At 70.9% G+C, this 14,375-nt stretch carries 10 protein-coding genes and 1 riboswitch; of the genes, 5 read left to right on the forward strand and 5 right to left on the reverse strand.

Going from position 1 to position 14,375, the window contains the following annotated elements; translation table 11 throughout:
• Positions 1-131: 131 nt before the first annotated feature.
• Positions 132-839 (reverse strand): glutathione S-transferase N-terminal domain-containing protein, encoded by a 708-nt coding sequence (locus ACESL7_RS05445; RefSeq protein WP_372892231.1) that lies wholly within the window; start codon positions 837-839, stop codon positions 132-134.
• 22 nt (positions 840-861) lie between these two features.
• Complete coding sequence (locus ACESL7_RS05450) at positions 862-1,782, reverse strand: hypothetical protein (RefSeq protein ID WP_372892233.1); 921 nt, start codon at positions 1,780-1,782, stop codon at positions 862-864.
• Between the two features lie 113 nt (positions 1,783-1,895).
• A riboswitch (SAM riboswitch) is annotated at positions 1,896-1,973 on the forward strand.
• Positions 1,974-2,038: 65 nt separating this feature from the next.
• Here ACESL7_RS05450 and metZ point away from each other — a divergent pair.
• The 4 genes from metZ (at position 2,039) to ACESL7_RS05470 (ending at position 8,829) form a co-directional block, all read left to right on the forward strand.
• Positions 2,039-3,220 carry an O-succinylhomoserine sulfhydrylase gene (metZ, locus tag ACESL7_RS05455; protein ID WP_372892235.1) on the forward strand — a complete coding sequence of 394 codons (1,182 nt, stop codon included), beginning with the start codon at positions 2,039-2,041 and terminating at the stop codon, positions 3,218-3,220.
• Between the two features lie 162 nt (positions 3,221-3,382).
• Positions 3,383-4,477, forward strand: coding sequence for a GTP cyclohydrolase FolE2 (folE2, locus tag ACESL7_RS05460; protein WP_372892237.1), 1,095 nt, complete (start codon positions 3,383-3,385; stop codon positions 4,475-4,477).
• Between the two features lie 94 nt (positions 4,478-4,571).
• Positions 4,572-5,717, forward strand: coding sequence for an efflux RND transporter periplasmic adaptor subunit (locus ACESL7_RS05465; protein WP_372892239.1), 1,146 nt, complete (start codon positions 4,572-4,574; stop codon positions 5,715-5,717).
• A gap of 13 nt (positions 5,718-5,730) precedes the next feature.
• A complete protein-coding gene (locus ACESL7_RS05470) occupies positions 5,731-8,829 on the forward strand; it encodes an efflux RND transporter permease subunit (RefSeq protein WP_372892249.1) in 3,099 nt (1,032 codons plus the stop codon).
• Positions 8,830-8,832: 3 nt separating this feature from the next.
• On the opposite strand, the gene arsJ is transcribed toward ACESL7_RS05470, so the two are convergent.
• The 3 genes from arsJ to ACESL7_RS05485 are packed head-to-tail and all read right to left on the reverse strand — an operon-like array spanning position 8,833 to position 11,938.
• Positions 8,833-10,098: an organoarsenical effux MFS transporter ArsJ gene (gene arsJ / locus ACESL7_RS05475; protein WP_372892241.1), complete on the reverse strand. Its 1,266-nt coding sequence runs from the start codon at positions 10,096-10,098 to the stop codon at positions 8,833-8,835.
• On the reverse strand, positions 10,098-11,096 hold the full coding sequence (locus ACESL7_RS05480) for an ArsJ-associated glyceraldehyde-3-phosphate dehydrogenase (protein WP_372892243.1): 999 nt from the start codon (positions 11,094-11,096) through the stop codon (positions 10,098-10,100). Before ACESL7_RS05480 ends, arsJ begins: the two co-directional genes overlap by 1 nt.
• Positions 11,093-11,938, reverse strand: a complete 846-nt coding sequence (locus tag ACESL7_RS05485) for an arsenate reductase/protein-tyrosine-phosphatase family protein (protein WP_372892245.1) — start codon at positions 11,936-11,938, stop codon at positions 11,093-11,095. Before ACESL7_RS05485 ends, ACESL7_RS05480 begins: the two co-directional genes overlap by 4 nt.
• A gap of 441 nt (positions 11,939-12,379) precedes the next feature.
• Between ACESL7_RS05485 and ACESL7_RS05490 the strand changes: the two genes are divergently transcribed.
• Positions 12,380-14,071: a glycine/sarcosine N-methyltransferase gene (locus ACESL7_RS05490; protein WP_372892247.1), complete on the forward strand. Its 1,692-nt coding sequence runs from the start codon at positions 12,380-12,382 to the stop codon at positions 14,069-14,071.
• The last annotated feature ends 304 nt before the right edge of the window (positions 14,072-14,375 follow it).

Here is a 14,375-nt window from a genome sequence, read left to right on the forward strand (position 1 = left end):
GCCCTTGCGGGCCTCTTCGCTCCGGCGGCGGCACGCGTCTCGCGCCCCATCATCTTGGCCGAAATACTCTCGGGGGGTGAATTGGCCGAAGGCCAAGAGGGGGGCAGACAGCCCCCCTCTCGACACCGGCCTCAGCCCTTCTGCCCGAAGAGGATCTTCTGCGCCTCGCGGTCGGTCGCGCCGGCGCCGCGGCTCTCCTCGGCCACGGCGCGGCCGCGCTGCACCGCCGGGCGCGCCGCCACGAGGTCGAGCCAGCGTGCGAGGTTCGGCTTGTCCTCGAGCGTCTGCTCCTGTCCCTCCCAGAGCGAGGCCCAGGGCCAGATCGCCATGTCGGCGATCGAGTAGAAGTCGCCCGCGACGTAGTCGTTGTCCGCGAGCTGCGTGTCGAGCACGCGCAGGAGGCGCGCGGTCTCGTTGCGGTAGCGGTCCTTGGCGTAGGGCAGGTCCTGCGGCGGGTCCATGGTGGGCGCGTACTTCAGGAAGTGATGCGCCTGCCCCGCCATCGGGCCGAGGCCGCCCATCTGCCACATCAGCCACTGGTCCACGGCGATGCGGTCGCGCTCGGTCGGGCCGCCGAAGAGGCCGGTCTTGCGCGCGAGATACTGGAGGATCGCGCCCGATTCGAAGATCGAGACCGGCGCCCCGTCCGGGCCCTCCGGGTCGATGATCGCGGGCATCCGGTTGTTGGGCGCGATCTTCAGGAACTCGGGGTCGAACTGGTCGCCCCTGCCGATGTTCACGAGATGCAGCTTGTAGGAAAGCTCCATCTCTTCCAGCGCGATGGTGATCTTCCAGCCGTTCGGCGTCGGCCAGTAGTAAAGCTCTATGGGCGTGGTCATGGCGCCTCCTTTCACTTGTGCGTCAGGATGGCGCGCCTGCGGCCGATGGCAAGGGCGCGTGCGGGTGCATTGCCGTGATCGGCGGCGCGACGGCGGCGGCGAGGCTCGCCAGCGGCGTTGACGCCGGCGCCCGGAGGAGGGCGCGATAGAGGTCGAAGACGCCGGGGCGCAGGTAGGCCGACCAGTGACACACGCGCCGCTCGGGCGGAGCGACACTGAACCCGTGCCGCCCCAGCGCGGCGAGCGTATGCGCATCTTCGAGCCGCAGGGTGAGGCGCCGCGGCCCCTGCGCAAGCCCGCGCCCGAGCGTGACGTCGCCCCGCCGCGGTGGCGCGACGAGCGTCTCGAGAAGCAGGTCGAAGAGCAGGTTCTCGCGGCTCGTGACGTTGACGAGCTCGGCCGCGCGCCCGCCGGGCGCGGCGAGTGCGGCCTCGGCGGAGGAGGCGAACTCGGCGCCGGCGAGGAGGAGTGCGCGGCCGAAGGTGCCGGCCGGCGCGCGCGCCATCGCCGCGAGGGCCACCCGTGCGCCGAGCGAATGGGCCACGACATGCACGGGCCGTTCGGGTGCGGCGGCGCGCAGAACCTCGGCGACCTGCGCGAGCGCGGCGCCGGCGGCCTCGGCGCGGCGCCACGCGTCCCAGAGGGTGCCGCGGGCGTGCCAGCCGAAGGCGAGGCCCAGCCCCTCGTCGCGCGCCGCGCCGGTGAAGCCGAGGGCGCGCGGCCAGCTCAGCGCCTTGCGGCACGGGCGCCGCCGCTCGAGGCCGAGGATGTGGCGGTGCGGGCAGCGGCGCGGGTGGCCGGGGATGAACTTGTAGCCGTGGATCATCACGACGACCGGGCCGCGGGTGCTGCGCACGGCCTCGGCGAGAAGGGCCTCGGGCGCCTCGCCGAGGCCATGAAGCTGCGGGCGCCCCGCCACGGCGTCCAGTCGGATGAGTGTCATTGCCCCTCTGCCCACCAGATGTCGCGGATCGCCTAGAGGCCCTCTGCAAAATGTCGGTGACGCGCGTGTGACGCCCGCATGACGCGGTTGACGGGCAACAGGGGCGGGGGTACCCGGTCCGGCGTGGTGATTTGTCGCCGGATTGCGGGCCACGCGAAACAAGCCGCTAAAGAGGTCAGGCCGGGCCCCGCCCCCGGCCGCCTGACCACGCGCCGGGGGCTTTTCATGGCGCGGGGACCGCGCCGGGAGACAGGGCATGGCCGAGGACTGGAAGCCGCGCACGCGGCTCGTGCACGGCGGCGCGCGCCGCTCGCAATACGCCGAGGTGAGCGAGGCGCTGCATCTGACGCAGGGCTTCGTCTACGAGAGCGCCGCGGCGGCGGAGGCGCGCTTCCGCGACGCGGGGCCGGACGAGTTCATCTACGCGCGCTACGGCAACCCGACGGTCGCCACCTTCGAGGACCGCATCGCCGCGCTCGAGGGCACGGAGGCGGGCTTCGCCACGGCGAGCGGGATGGCCGCGGTCTCGGGCGCGCTCATGGCGCTGACGCGGGCGGGCGATCACGTGGTCGCGGCGCGCGCGCTCTTCGGGTCGTGCCTCTACGTGCTGGAGGAGGTGCTTGCGCGCTTCGGGGTGGAGGTCACCTTCGTCGACGGCACCGATCTCGATGCGTGGCGCGCGGCGGTGCGTGACGACACGCGGCTCGTCTTTTTCGAATCGGTCTCCAACCCGGCGCTGGAGGTGGTGGACATCGCGGCCGTCGCGGAAATCGCGCAGGCCGCGGGCGCGCTCGTCGTGGTGGACAACGTCTTCGCCACGCCGGTCTATTCGCGCGCCGTCGACCAGGGGGCCGATATCGTGATCTATTCGGCGACGAAGCACATCGACGGGCAGGGGCGCACGCTCGGCGGCGTGATCCTCGGCCCGCGCGAGATCGTGCGCGGCCCGGTCGAGGCCTACATGAAGCACACGGGCGGCGCGCTCTCGCCCTTCAACGCCTGGGTCATGCTGAAGGGGCTCGAGACGCTGGATCTGCGCGTGCGCGCGCAGGCGGAAACCGCCGCGCGCATCGCCGCGGCGCTCGAGGGGCACCCGAAGCTCGCCCGGATGATCTATCCGGGGCTGCCGTCGCATCCGCAGTTCGAGCTTGCCCAGCGGCAGATGGGGACGGGCGGCACGCTCCTCGCCGTCGAACTCGCCGAGGGGCAGGCGGCGGCCTTCCGGATGCTGGACGCGCTCGGGATCGTGCTGATCTCGAACAACCTCGGGGACGCGAAATCCATCGCCACGCACCCGGCGACGACGACGCACCAGCGCCTGCCGGAGGCGCAGAAGGCCGCGCTCGGCATCACGCCGGGGCTGGTGCGGCTTTCCGTCGGGCTCGAGGATCCCGACGACCTGATCGCCGACCTGCGTCGGGCGCTCGACGCCGTGTGACGGGGGCTCCTCGCGCCGGGGCGGCGCGCGTCGCCGGGCGGCGCGCAGAGGGCAGGGGGTCGCAGCCCCCGGGCGCGGTGACGAAATTTTCGTGAAAGTTGGATTTTCCGACGCCCGCGGCCTATGTTCCGGGTCCGGACAGGGACCAGAGGGCACGAGGCCATGAACATCCAGATTTCCGATCTCGACCGGACGCCCGACCGCGACGAGGCCGAGGCCGCGCTCACGAAGCTCCGCCGCTGGATGGAGCAGGCAAGCGAGGCCGAGATCGCCGCGCTCGATCCGGCGATGCTGCGTCTCCTGCCCGGCGACAGCGGATATCCGCATCTCTCGCGCGTGTATCCGGAGGGCTTCGCGGCCGATCCCGCCTACCGCGCCACGCTGCCCGATCTGCAGAACGGCCCTGCCGCGCTGATCCGCGGCGCGCGCCGGCCGATCCAGCATGTCGGCATCTCGAACTTCCGCCTGCCGATCCGCTTCGCCACGCGCGGTGGCGGGGAGATGACGCTCGAGACCTCGGTGACGGGCACTGTCAGCCTCGATGCCGAGAAGAAGGGCATCAACATGAGCCGCATCATGCGGAGCTTCTACACCCATGCCGAGCGGGTGATGAGCTTCGGGGTGATCGAGGCGGCGCTCGACGATTACAAGACCGATCTGGACAGCCTCGACGCCCGTATCCAGATGCGCGCCTCCTTCCCGATGAAGGTGGAAAGCCTGCGCTCGGGCCTTGCCGGGTACCAGTATTACGACATCGCGCTGGAACTCGTGGAACGGGACGGCGTGCGCCGGCGCATCCTGCATCTCGACTACGTCTATTCCTCGACCTGCCCCTGCTCGCTCGAACTTTCCGAGCACGCCCGGCGCGAGCGCGGACAGCTCGCCACGCCGCATTCGCAGCGCTCGGTGGCGCGGATTTCCGTCGAACTGACCGAGGCGGGCTGCCTCTGGTTCGAGGACCTGGTGGAGATGTGCCGCGCCGCGGTGCCCACCGAGACGCAGGTCATGGTCAAGCGCGAGGACGAGCAGGCCTTCGCCGAGCTCAACGCCGCGCACCCGGTCTTCGTGGAGGATGCCGCGCGGCTTTTCGCCGCGGAGCTCGAGCGGGATGCGCGCGTGGGCGATTTCCGCGTGGTGGCGAGCCACCAGGAAAGCCTGCACAGCCATGATGCCGTCTCGGTGATGACCGAGGGCGAGACCTTCGCGGGCGAGAGCCTCGATCCGCGCCTCTTCGGCACCCTGGTGCACCCCGGCTGAAGTGCCGTCACGCGGGCGTGAGGGCCGCCCGCGTGTGACATCCTGCAGGGCGCGCTATATCGTGCTGTCATCTGCAATCACGGGGCGCGCGCGCATGGTCCGCCAACTTCTTCTCTCGCTGGGCGTGATCGCGGGCACCGTGGCGCTCTGGATCGCCTATGTGCCGTCGGCGATGCCGCTTCTCGACCGGATCGGCCTCCTCGATCTGGTCGGCGTCGACTACGCCGAGGCGGACGAGCAGGGCGGCGGAGGCTGGGGCGGCGGCGGCCCGGCGACCGTCGTGGCCGAGGCCGTGGGCGAGGGGCGCGTCGGCGACCGCGTCGTTGCCATCGGCGACGGGCAGGCGCTGCGCCGTGTCGAGCTCCGCGCCGAGGCGACGGGTCAGGTGGTCGAGATCGGTGTCGCGCCGGGCGGGCGGATCGAGAAGGATGCGCTCGTCGTGCGGCTCGACGACGAGGCCGAACGCATCGCGCTGGAGCGCGCGCGCCTGACGCTGGACGACGCCCGCGATCAGGCCGGGCGGCTGGAGCGGCTGAGCGGCACCGGCGCGGTGACCGAGGTCAGCCGGCGCGAGGCGGAACTCGCGCTGCGCCAGGCCGAGCTCGCCCTGCGCGAGGCGGAATACGACCTTGACGAGCGGCGCGTGCGGGCGCCGATCGCCGGCTGGACCGGCGTGCCGGAGATCGAGGTGGGCGACCGCGTCCGCGCCGGCGACGAGGTGATCATGATCACCGACCGCTCCGAGATCCTGATCGATTTCCGCGTGCCCGAGCGCGTGGCGCCCCGCGTCGAGCCGGGGATGTCGCTCGAGGCGCGGCCGCTCGCGTTACCGGACCGGACCCTCACCGGAGAGGTGCGCGCGGTGGACGCGCAGGTCGACCCGGCGAGCCGGACCCTCCGCGTGCAGGGGCGAATCGCCAACGAGGGCGACCTGCTGCGCGGCGGCATGGCCTTCGAGGTGGCGCTCGCCTTCCCGGGCGAGACGCTCGCGACGGTCGACCCGCTGGCCGTGCAGTGGTCGGCCGAAGGGTCCTATGTCTGGGCGGTGCGTGACGGGGCGGCGGCGCGCGTCCCGGTGACGATCCGCCAGCGCAACGAGGATGCCGTGCTCGTCGAGGGCGAACTCGAGGTCGGCGAGCGCGTGATCACCGAGGGGGTGCAGGGCCTGCGCCCCGGCGCCGAGGTGCGTGTGGCCGAGCCGCAGGCCGCGCGTGCCGCGCCGGCGCGGCGGACACTGTGAGGTCGCCGCGATGATGGAGAGCGCCAACCGCACCGCCGGGGGCGGCACCGCGCTTTTCGTGCGCCGCCCGATCCTCGCCTACGTGCTGAGCGCGCTGATCGTGCTCGCCGGGATCGCCGCGCTTCTCGGCGCGGAAATCCGGGAGCTTCCGAACGTCGACCGCCCGGTGGTCACGGTCACCACCGAGTTTCCCGGCGCCGCGCCCGAGACGCTCGATCAGGAGGTGACGGGGCGCATCGAGGGCGCCGTGGGCCGCGTCGCCGGCATCCGCGCGATCTCGTCCAATTCCCGCTTCGGGCGCAGCCGCGTGACGCTCGAGTTCAACGAGAGCGTCGATATCGACGTGGCCGCCACCGACGTGCGCGATGCCGTCGCGCGCATCTCCGGGCAGCTCCCCGAGGAGGCGGAGGACCCGGAAGTCGTCAAGGCCGACGCCGATGCACAACCCGTCGTGCGCGTCGCCGTGACCTCGGCGAGCCGCGCGCCGCAGGACCTGACGCAGATCGTCGAGGACCGGGTCGAGGATCGGCTGATCTCGATCGAGGGCGTGGCCGACCTTCAGGTCTACGGCGACCGGGCGCCGATCTTCCGGGTGGATGTCGACCTCGCCGCGCTGGCGAGCCGGGGGCTCACGCTCGCGGATATTCGCGCGGCGCTCGACGACGCGGGGTTCAACGCGGCCGCGGGCGATCTCTCCGGCGCGCGCTCTTCGATCAACGTGCGCACGACCGCGATGCTGACCGCGCCGGCCGATTTCGAGGATCTGACGCTGGCCGACAACGTGCGGCTGCGCGACGTGGCGACCGTGACCCTCGGCCCCTCGCCGGACGAGACGGTGCTGCGTGCCAACGGCGAGAGCGGCGTCGGCATCGGGGTGATCCGGCAGGCCGGGAGCAACACGCTCGACATTTCCGCGGCGGTGCGCGCCACGGTGGCAGAGCTCGATCGCACGCTCCCCGACGACGTCGCGATCTTCGTCACATCGGACGACGCGATCTTCATCAACGGCGCGATCCGCGAGGTGGTCAAGACGCTCGTCGCGGCGACGCTGATCGTGGTGGCGGTGATCTACGTCTTCCTGCGTGACGCGCGGGCCACGCTGATCCCGGCGGTGACGATGCCGGTGGCGCTGATCGGGACGCTCGCCGCGATCTGGGTCGTGGGCTTTTCGATCAACATTCTCACGCTCCTCGCGCTCGTGCTCGCCACGGGACTTGTCGTGGACGACGCGATCGTGGTGCTCGAAAACATTGTGCGCCGCCGGTCCGAGGGGATGGGGCCGCGCGCCGCGGCGGTGCTCGGCGCGCGGCAGGTCTTCTTCGCGGTGGTCACGACGACGGCGACGCTGGCCGCGGTCTTCGTGCCTCTGAGCTTCCTGCCGGGGCAGGCGGGCGGGCTCTTCCGCGAGTTCGGCTTCACGCTGGCGATGGCGGTCGCGCTCTCGAGCCTCGTGGCGCTCACGCTCTGCCCGGTTCTGGCGAGCCGGCTTCTGACCGCGGAGACCGGCGCGCCGCGGCGCGGGCCACTCGCCTGGACGGGCGGCGCGCTGGCGGCCGGCTATGCGCGGACGCTGCGCTGGGCGCTCGCCGCGCCGCTCGTCGTGGTGGTGGCGGCGGCGCTCTTCGCGGCGACGGCGGTCTTCGTGGCCGATGGCATCAAGCAGGAGCTGACCCCGCGCGAGGACCGGGCCGTGGCGCTGCTGAGCGTGCGTGCGCCGCAGGGCGTCTCGCTCGACTACACGCTCGACAAGATGCGCGAGATCGAGACGGCGGTCGCGCCCCTGCGCGCGTCGGGCGAGATCGAGAACGTCTTTTCCATCGCGGGCTTCGGCTCCGACAGCCGCGGCTTCATGGTCTTCTCGCTCGCGGACTGGGGCGAGCGTGCGCGCAGCCAGGACGAGATCGTGACCGAGATCAACGGCAAGCTGCGCCAGATCGTTGGCGTGCGGGCCTTCGCCATCCAGCCCAACTCGCTCGGCATCCGGGGCGCGGGACGCGGGCTGAATTTTGCGATCACCGGCGACAGCTACGACCAGCTGGCCGATGTCGCGCAGAGCCTCGTCGACCGGATGCAGGAGGAGCCCGACTTCGGCAGCGTGCGCCTCGACTACGAACTCACGCGCCCGCAGCTTTCGGTGGAGATAGACCGCACGCGCGCGGCGGACCTCGGCATCGACATCACGGGGCTCGGTGGCGCGCTGCGCGCTGTGCTCAACGGACGCACGGTCGGCTCCGTCTTCGTCGGCGACGAGGCGATCGACGTGCAGATGCTGTCCACCGCGAATCCCGTGAACGATCCGGGCGACCTGCAGAACATCTTCGTGCAGGCGGGCTCCGGCCAGATGGTGCCGATGGCGAGCTTCGTGCGCCTGGAGGAAGAGGCGGTCGCGCCGGAGCTCGGGCGCGAGGGCCAGCAGCGCGCGGTGGAGATCACCGCCTCGCTCTCGCCGGAGCTCGCGCTCGGCGACGCGCTGGCGCAGGTCGAGGGGCTCGGCGAGGAGGTTCTTTCGGAGGAAAACCGCATCGTGCCGCTGGCCGAGGCCGCGACGCTCGACCAGACCAACGCGGGGATCGTCGCCGTCTTCGGCTTCGCCATCGCGGTGGTCTTTCTCGTGCTCTCGGCGCAGTTCGAGAGCTTCGTCTCGGCGCTGGTGGTAATGGCGACGGTGCCGCTCGGCCTCGCCTGCGCGGCCTTCGCGCTCCTGTTCACCGGGCAGAGCCTGAACGTCTACTCGCAGATCGGGCTCATCATGCTGATCGGGATCATGGCCAAGAACGGCATCCTGATCGTGGAGTTCGCCAACCAGCGCCGCGAAACCGGGTCCGGCGTGCGCGACGCGATCCTCGACGCGGCGACGATCCGTCTGCGCCCCGTCATGATGACGATGACCTCGACGGTGCTCGGCGGCGTGCCGCTGATCCTCTCGGCCGGTGCCGGGGCGGAGGCGCGCGCCGCGCTCGGCTGGGTCATCGTGGGCGGCCTCGGCCTCGCCACGCTGGCGACGCTGTACCTGACGCCGGTCGCCTATCTGCTGCTCGCGCGCTTCTCCAAGCCCCGCTCGGAGGAGGCGCGCCGCCTCACCCGCGAACTCGAAGAGGCACTCGCGGGCTGAGCCTCACGCGGCCCGCGTCGCAGGATCGGCCGGCCGGAGCCGGCCGGCGGTGAGCGCGGAGAGCCCGACGAGGGCGGTCGCCGTGGCGAGCATCAGCGCAAGGCCGCCCGCCTGATAGGTCGCGCCGGAGAGAACCGTCCCGAGAAGCCGCCCGCCCGCGTTCGCCATGTAGTAGAAGCCGACGTCCATCGTCACCCGCTCGTCCTTCGTGAAGGCGAGGATCAGATACGAGTGGAGCGAGGAATTCACCGCGAAGAGCGCGCCGAAGGCCAGCAGACCTGCCACAAGCGTCGCGGTGAGCCACGGCGCCGGGCCCTCCGCGGCGAGCGCCGCCGCCGTCAGTGCCGCCGGCACGAGCAGAAGCGCAGCGGCCCATCCCCGCGCCGCCGAGACGAGCGCGCCTTCGGGGCGCGTCGCCGCGCGCAGCAGGCGGGGGGTGGCCGCCTGCACCGCGCCGTAGAGGATGATCCAGACCGCCATGAAGGTGCCGACCGTGAAGAAGGCGGCGCGGTCGCCTGCCGCGGTGCCGTCGGAGAGCACGGCGTAGAAGTAGATCGGGATGCCCACGACGAACCAGACATCCCGCGCCCCGAAGAGCGCGACCCGCGCCGCCGAGAGCCAGTTGACGTTGGCGCTGTCCGAGAAGACCTCGGAAAACGGCACGCCCTTGCGCCCTTTCGGCAGCCCCGCAGGCATGAAGGCCAGCACGCCCGCCAGGATCGCGGCCAGCACCGCGGCCATGCCGAGCACCGCCCAGACGAAGCCCACCGTGGCCAGCAGCGCCGCGCCGAGCAGGAAGCCCACGCCCTTCACCGCGTTCTTCGAGCCGGTCAGCACCGCGACCCAGCGGAAGAGCCCGCCGTCCTCCTTCGGCGCGAGGAGCTTGACGGCCGACTTCGACGACATCTTGGCGAGGTCCTTGGCCACGCCGGAGGCCCCCTGCACGACCATCACGTAGACGACCGAGAGCCCGACGGCCCAGCCCGGGTCGAGCTGCGCCAGCGCGAGCAGCGCGACCACCTGTATCGCGAGGCCTGCGTAAAGCGTCGAGGTCAGCCCGAAGCGCGCCGCGATCCAGCCCGCCGAGAGATTCGTGACCATCCCCGCGATCTCGTAGAGGACGAAGAGATAGGCGAGCTGCACGGGCGAGAACCCCAGCGTGTGGAAGTGCAGGAGCACCAGCATCCTGAGCGCGCCGTCGGTGAGCATGAAGGCCCAGTAGGCCGCCGTGACGGCGACATAGGCCGAGAGCCCCTGCGGGCGGTCCATCAGGACGTCTCCCCGACCATGAGCGCCACGTCCACGAGGCGATGGGCATAGCCCATCTCGTTGTCGTACCAGGCGTAGAGCTTCACCTGCGTGCCGTTCACCACCATGGTCGACGGCCCGTCCACGATCGCCGAGCGCGTGTCGTTGACGTAATCCGCCGAGACGAGGGGGCGGTCCTCGTAGCCGAGAATGCCGGCGAGGGGGCCTTGGGCGGCGTCCCTGAGCAGGGCGTTGACCTCCTCGGCGGTGGTCTCCCGCGCCACTTCGAAGACGCAGTCGGTGAGCGAGGCGTTCAGCAGCGGCACGCGCACCGCATGGCCGTTCAGCCGCCCCTCGAGCTCGGGGAAGATCGCGGCGATGGCCGTCGCGCTGCCGGTGGTCGTCGGGATCAGCGAATTGAGCGCCGAGCGCGCGCGGCGCAGGTCCTTGGCCGGCCGGTCCACGATGGTCTGCGTGTTGGTGACGTCGTGGATCGTGGTGATCGAGCCATGGCGGATGCCGAGCGCCTCGTGGATCACCTTGACCACCGGGGCGAGGCAGTTCGTGGTGCAGGAGGCCGCCGTCACGATCCGGTGGCGCGCTGGGTCGTAGGTATCGTGGTTGACGCCGTGGACGACGTTCACCGCCTCCGCGTCCTTCACCGGGGCCGAGACGACGACCTTCTTCACGCCCGCCGCGAAATAGGGCGCGAGTTTCTCGGCCGACTTGAAGACGCCGGTGCAGTCGATCACCACGTCGACGCCCTCGAGGGGCAGGGCGGCGGGATCGCCGGTGCCGATGAAGGGCAGGCGGGTGCCGTCGATCGTGACGCTCTCGGCGTCGGCCGCGAAGCTGGCGTCCCAGCGTCCGTGCACCGTGTCGAACTCCAGGAGATGGGCGTGCATCGCTGCATCGCCCGTGGCGTCGTTGATCCAGGCGATCTCGGCGCCGCGCTCGAGCAGCGGGCGCAGCGCGAGCTTGCCCACCCGCCCGAGGCCGTTCAGCGCGTAGACGGTCATGCCGGCGCCTGCGCGTCGGGGTGGCCGATCCGGTCCACGGCCTTCTGCAGCGAAAGCCGGTCGAGCGAATCGAGCGGCAGGGCCGCGAAGGCGCGGATCCGGTTGCGCAGCGTGCCGTAGGCCTGCTGGAAGGCGAGCGCCTTTTCCGCGTCCGTGCCTTCGGCTTTCACCGGGTCCGGCACGCCCCAGTGGCCGGTGACGGGGTGACCCTCCCACACCGGGCATTCCTCGTTCGCCGCCTGGTCGCAGACGGTGAAGACGAAGTCGAAGGGCGGCGCATCGGGGCCGCCGACGTCGGCCAGCGTCTTGGCGCGAAGGCCGGACGTCTCGTGTCCCTTGGCCTCGAGCAGCTCGAGGGCGAAGGGATTGATCGCGGGGCGGGGCCGCGTGCCGGCGGAAAAGACCTCGAATCGGTCGTCGGCTTCGGCGCGGAGAAGCGATTCGGCAAAGATCGAGCGGGCGGAGTTGCCGGTGCAGATGAAGAGCACCCTGTACTTGCGGTCGGGCATCGGTATCGGTCCACGGTCGGAGGGAAGGGAGACGGGCGAACAGACATCCGGCCGTCCGCGGCAGCAGTCGAGAAGCAGAGCGTCGAAAGTGTCGCGCACCGTGACCATGTCGATCGCATACCGGCGCGAGGTGCCGGCGCGTTCCTGCGTGACGAGGCCCGCCTGCATGAGCGCGGCCAGATAGGACGACAGCGTCGAGGGCCGCAGGCCGAGCGCGCCGGCCAGTTCACCCGCCGGCACCCGGTCCGGGTAGCGACGCATGAGCAGCCGGAACACGGAGAGCCGCTCCGGATGGCCGAGGGTGGCGAGGCGTGCGGGAAGCTCTGATTCCATATTTCGAGAAAAACAGAAATTAAATCGCCGCGCAAGTCGCCAATGCATGTCGCTCCCCGGCCGCGTCCGAACGCCGCGACACCGCGAAGGTGCGGCGGGCGGCTGCTCGTATCGTGGGCAATTCCTGAGCCAAAAGCAGCGTTTAGCTGCAGTGCGGCGCTCGTGTCGCAAAAGATCATTGAACTGTCGCAAACAGTCGTTATGACTGTAGGCATCGAGAGGCCGCGTCACGGCGACGCGGCGCTATCCGCCCGACGGCCACACCGCGGGCGCCGGAGGCGAGAGGCCCGGCGCCACGTGACGAGGACGCCGCCGCGCCCGCTGCGCGCAGACCGTTCCACATGGCCGGAGCGAGGGCGAAAGACACGGACCATCGAGCGTCGCGCGGCCGCCGGAGCCCCTGGCCGCCGCGTGCGGCGCCGAGCGCACAGGGAGACCCGCATGGCCGACGCAGCCAAGGTGCAGAATTTCGAGTTGGATCTCGACGAGCAGGCCTACGGCGAGGACCCGCTCGCCGACCGCGAGACGGACCTCTACCGCGGCGAATACGTCATGTCCTTCGTCGAGAAGTGGGACGAGCTCATCGACTGGCGCGGCCGCGCCGAGAGCGAGGGGCAGTTCTTCATCGACATCCTGCGCGCCCGCGGCAAGGAGACGGTGCTCGACGTGGCCGCCGGCACGGGCTTTCACTCCGTTCGGCTGACCGAGGCGGGCTTCAACGTCACCACCGCGGACGGGTCCGCGGCGATGGTCGCCAAGGCCTTCGAGAACGGGCAGGCGCGCGGGCTGATCCTGAAGACCGTGCAGGCCGACTGGCGCTGGCTCAACCGCGACATCCAGGGCAAGTACGACGCGATCATCTGCCTCGGCAATTCCTTCACGCACCTGCATGAAGAGCACGACCGCCGCCGCGCGCTGGCCGAGTTCTACGCCGCGCTGAAGCACGACGGCATCCTGATCCTCGATCAGCGCAACTACGACGCGATGCTCGATCACGGCTTCACCACGAAGCACAAGTTCTACTATTGCGGCGACCGCGTCACCGCCGAGCCCGAGCACGTGGACGAGGGGCTCTGCCGGATGAAGTACTCCTTCCCGGACGGCTCGGACTACACGCTCAACATGTGCCCGATCCGCAAGAATTACGTGCGCCGCCTGCTGACCGAGGCGGGCTTCGCCCGGGTGCGCACCTACGGCGACTTCCAGGAGACCTACGCCGAGGACGAGCCGGACTTCTTCATCCATGTCGCCGAGAAATCCACGCTGCACGTCGCACGCTGGGGCGGCGGCGCCCGTGACGGGGGCGAGGCGGATGTGCGCGACGTCGCCGAGGACTACTACGACAGCGAGAGCGCGGACACCTTCTATTCGACCGTCTGGGGCGGGCAGGACCTGCACGTGGGCTGCTACGAGCAGACGAAGGACATCAAGGAGGCCTCGGACGTCACGGTGGATCGCATGATCGCCAAGCTGCCCGCGTTCTCGGACGGGACGCGCGTGCTCGACATCGGCGCGGGCTACGGCGGCGCGATGCGCCGCTTGGTCGGCCAGCGCGGCGGGCAGGCGACCTGCCTCAACATCTCCGAGGTGCAGAACGACACCAACCGCCACCGCAACCGCACGCAGGGCTTCGCCGACACGATCCGCGTCGTGCACGGCGTCTTCGAGGACATTCCCGAACCGGACGCGAGCTACGACATCGTCTGGAGCCAGGACGCGATCCTGCATTCCGACCAGCGCCACGCGGTGCTCGGCGAGGTCCGGCGCGTGCTGAAGCCCGGCGGGCTCTTCGTCTTCACCGACCCGATGCAGGCCGACGACGCCGACCCGGCCGCGCTGCAGCCGGTTTACGACCGGCTCCAGCTCGCCTCGCTCGGCTCGTTCCGCTTCTACCGCGAGGCGGCCGAGGCGCTGGGCTTCGAGACGGTGGAGCAGGAGGACCTGACCCACAACCTGCGCGCCCACTACGCCCGCGTCCGCGAGGACATGCTCGCCAACTATGACAAGCTGCGCGAGAGCGGCGCCTCGGCGGAGTATCTCGACAAGATGGCCGTGGGTCTCGAACACTGGGTCAAGGCCGCCGACGCGGGCAACCTCGCCTGGGGCATCCAGGTCTTCCGCAAGCCCGACTGAGCCCCGGCCGGGGCGCCGCGCGCTTCGATCCGCTGCATGATGATCATGAAGCATCCGCGGATGCCCCGGCCCCCCGCGACCTGTAGACAGTCCGGCGACCGGGCAGGGCCCGGACCGCAAGGGAGTTTTCGATGCCCGTTACCGATATCGCCGAACACGCCGATCGCCGCATCCTCGTCCTCGACGGGGCGATGGGGACGATGATCCAGGCCGAAAAGCCCGACGAGGCGACCTACCGCGGCGAGCGCTTCGCGGACTGGTCGCAGGACGTGGGCGGCAACAACGAGCTTCTGTGCCTGACCGC

Source organism: Rhodosalinus sp. (assembly GCF_041685465.1).
Taxonomy (GTDB): Bacteria; Pseudomonadota; Alphaproteobacteria; order Rhodobacterales; family Rhodobacteraceae; genus Rhodosalinus.

Coding starts and splice junctions, on each gene's coding strand:
- arsJ (WP_372892241.1), bottom strand. CDS start 10,098: ATGGACCGCCCGCAGGGGCTCTCGGCCTATGTCGCCGTCACGGCGGCC.
- ACESL7_RS05465 (WP_372892239.1), top strand. CDS start 4,572: ATGGTCCGCCAACTTCTTCTCTCGCTGGGCGTGATCGCGGGCACCGTG.
- folE2 (WP_372892237.1), top strand. CDS start 3,383: ATGAACATCCAGATTTCCGATCTCGACCGGACGCCCGACCGCGACGAG.
- metZ (WP_372892235.1), top strand. CDS start 2,039: ATGGCCGAGGACTGGAAGCCGCGCACGCGGCTCGTGCACGGCGGCGCG.
- ACESL7_RS05450 (WP_372892233.1), bottom strand. CDS start 1,782: ATGACACTCATCCGACTGGACGCCGTGGCGGGGCGCCCGCAGCTTCAT.
- ACESL7_RS05490 (WP_372892247.1), top strand. CDS start 12,380: ATGGCCGACGCAGCCAAGGTGCAGAATTTCGAGTTGGATCTCGACGAG.
- ACESL7_RS05445 (WP_372892231.1), bottom strand. CDS start 839: ATGACCACGCCCATAGAGCTTTACTACTGGCCGACGCCGAACGGCTGG.
- ACESL7_RS05470 (WP_372892249.1), top strand. CDS start 5,731: ATGGAGAGCGCCAACCGCACCGCCGGGGGCGGCACCGCGCTTTTCGTG.
- ACESL7_RS05485 (WP_372892245.1), bottom strand. CDS start 11,938: ATGGAATCAGAGCTTCCCGCACGCCTCGCCACCCTCGGCCATCCGGAG.
- ACESL7_RS05480 (WP_372892243.1), bottom strand. CDS start 11,096: ATGACCGTCTACGCGCTGAACGGCCTCGGGCGGGTGGGCAAGCTCGCG.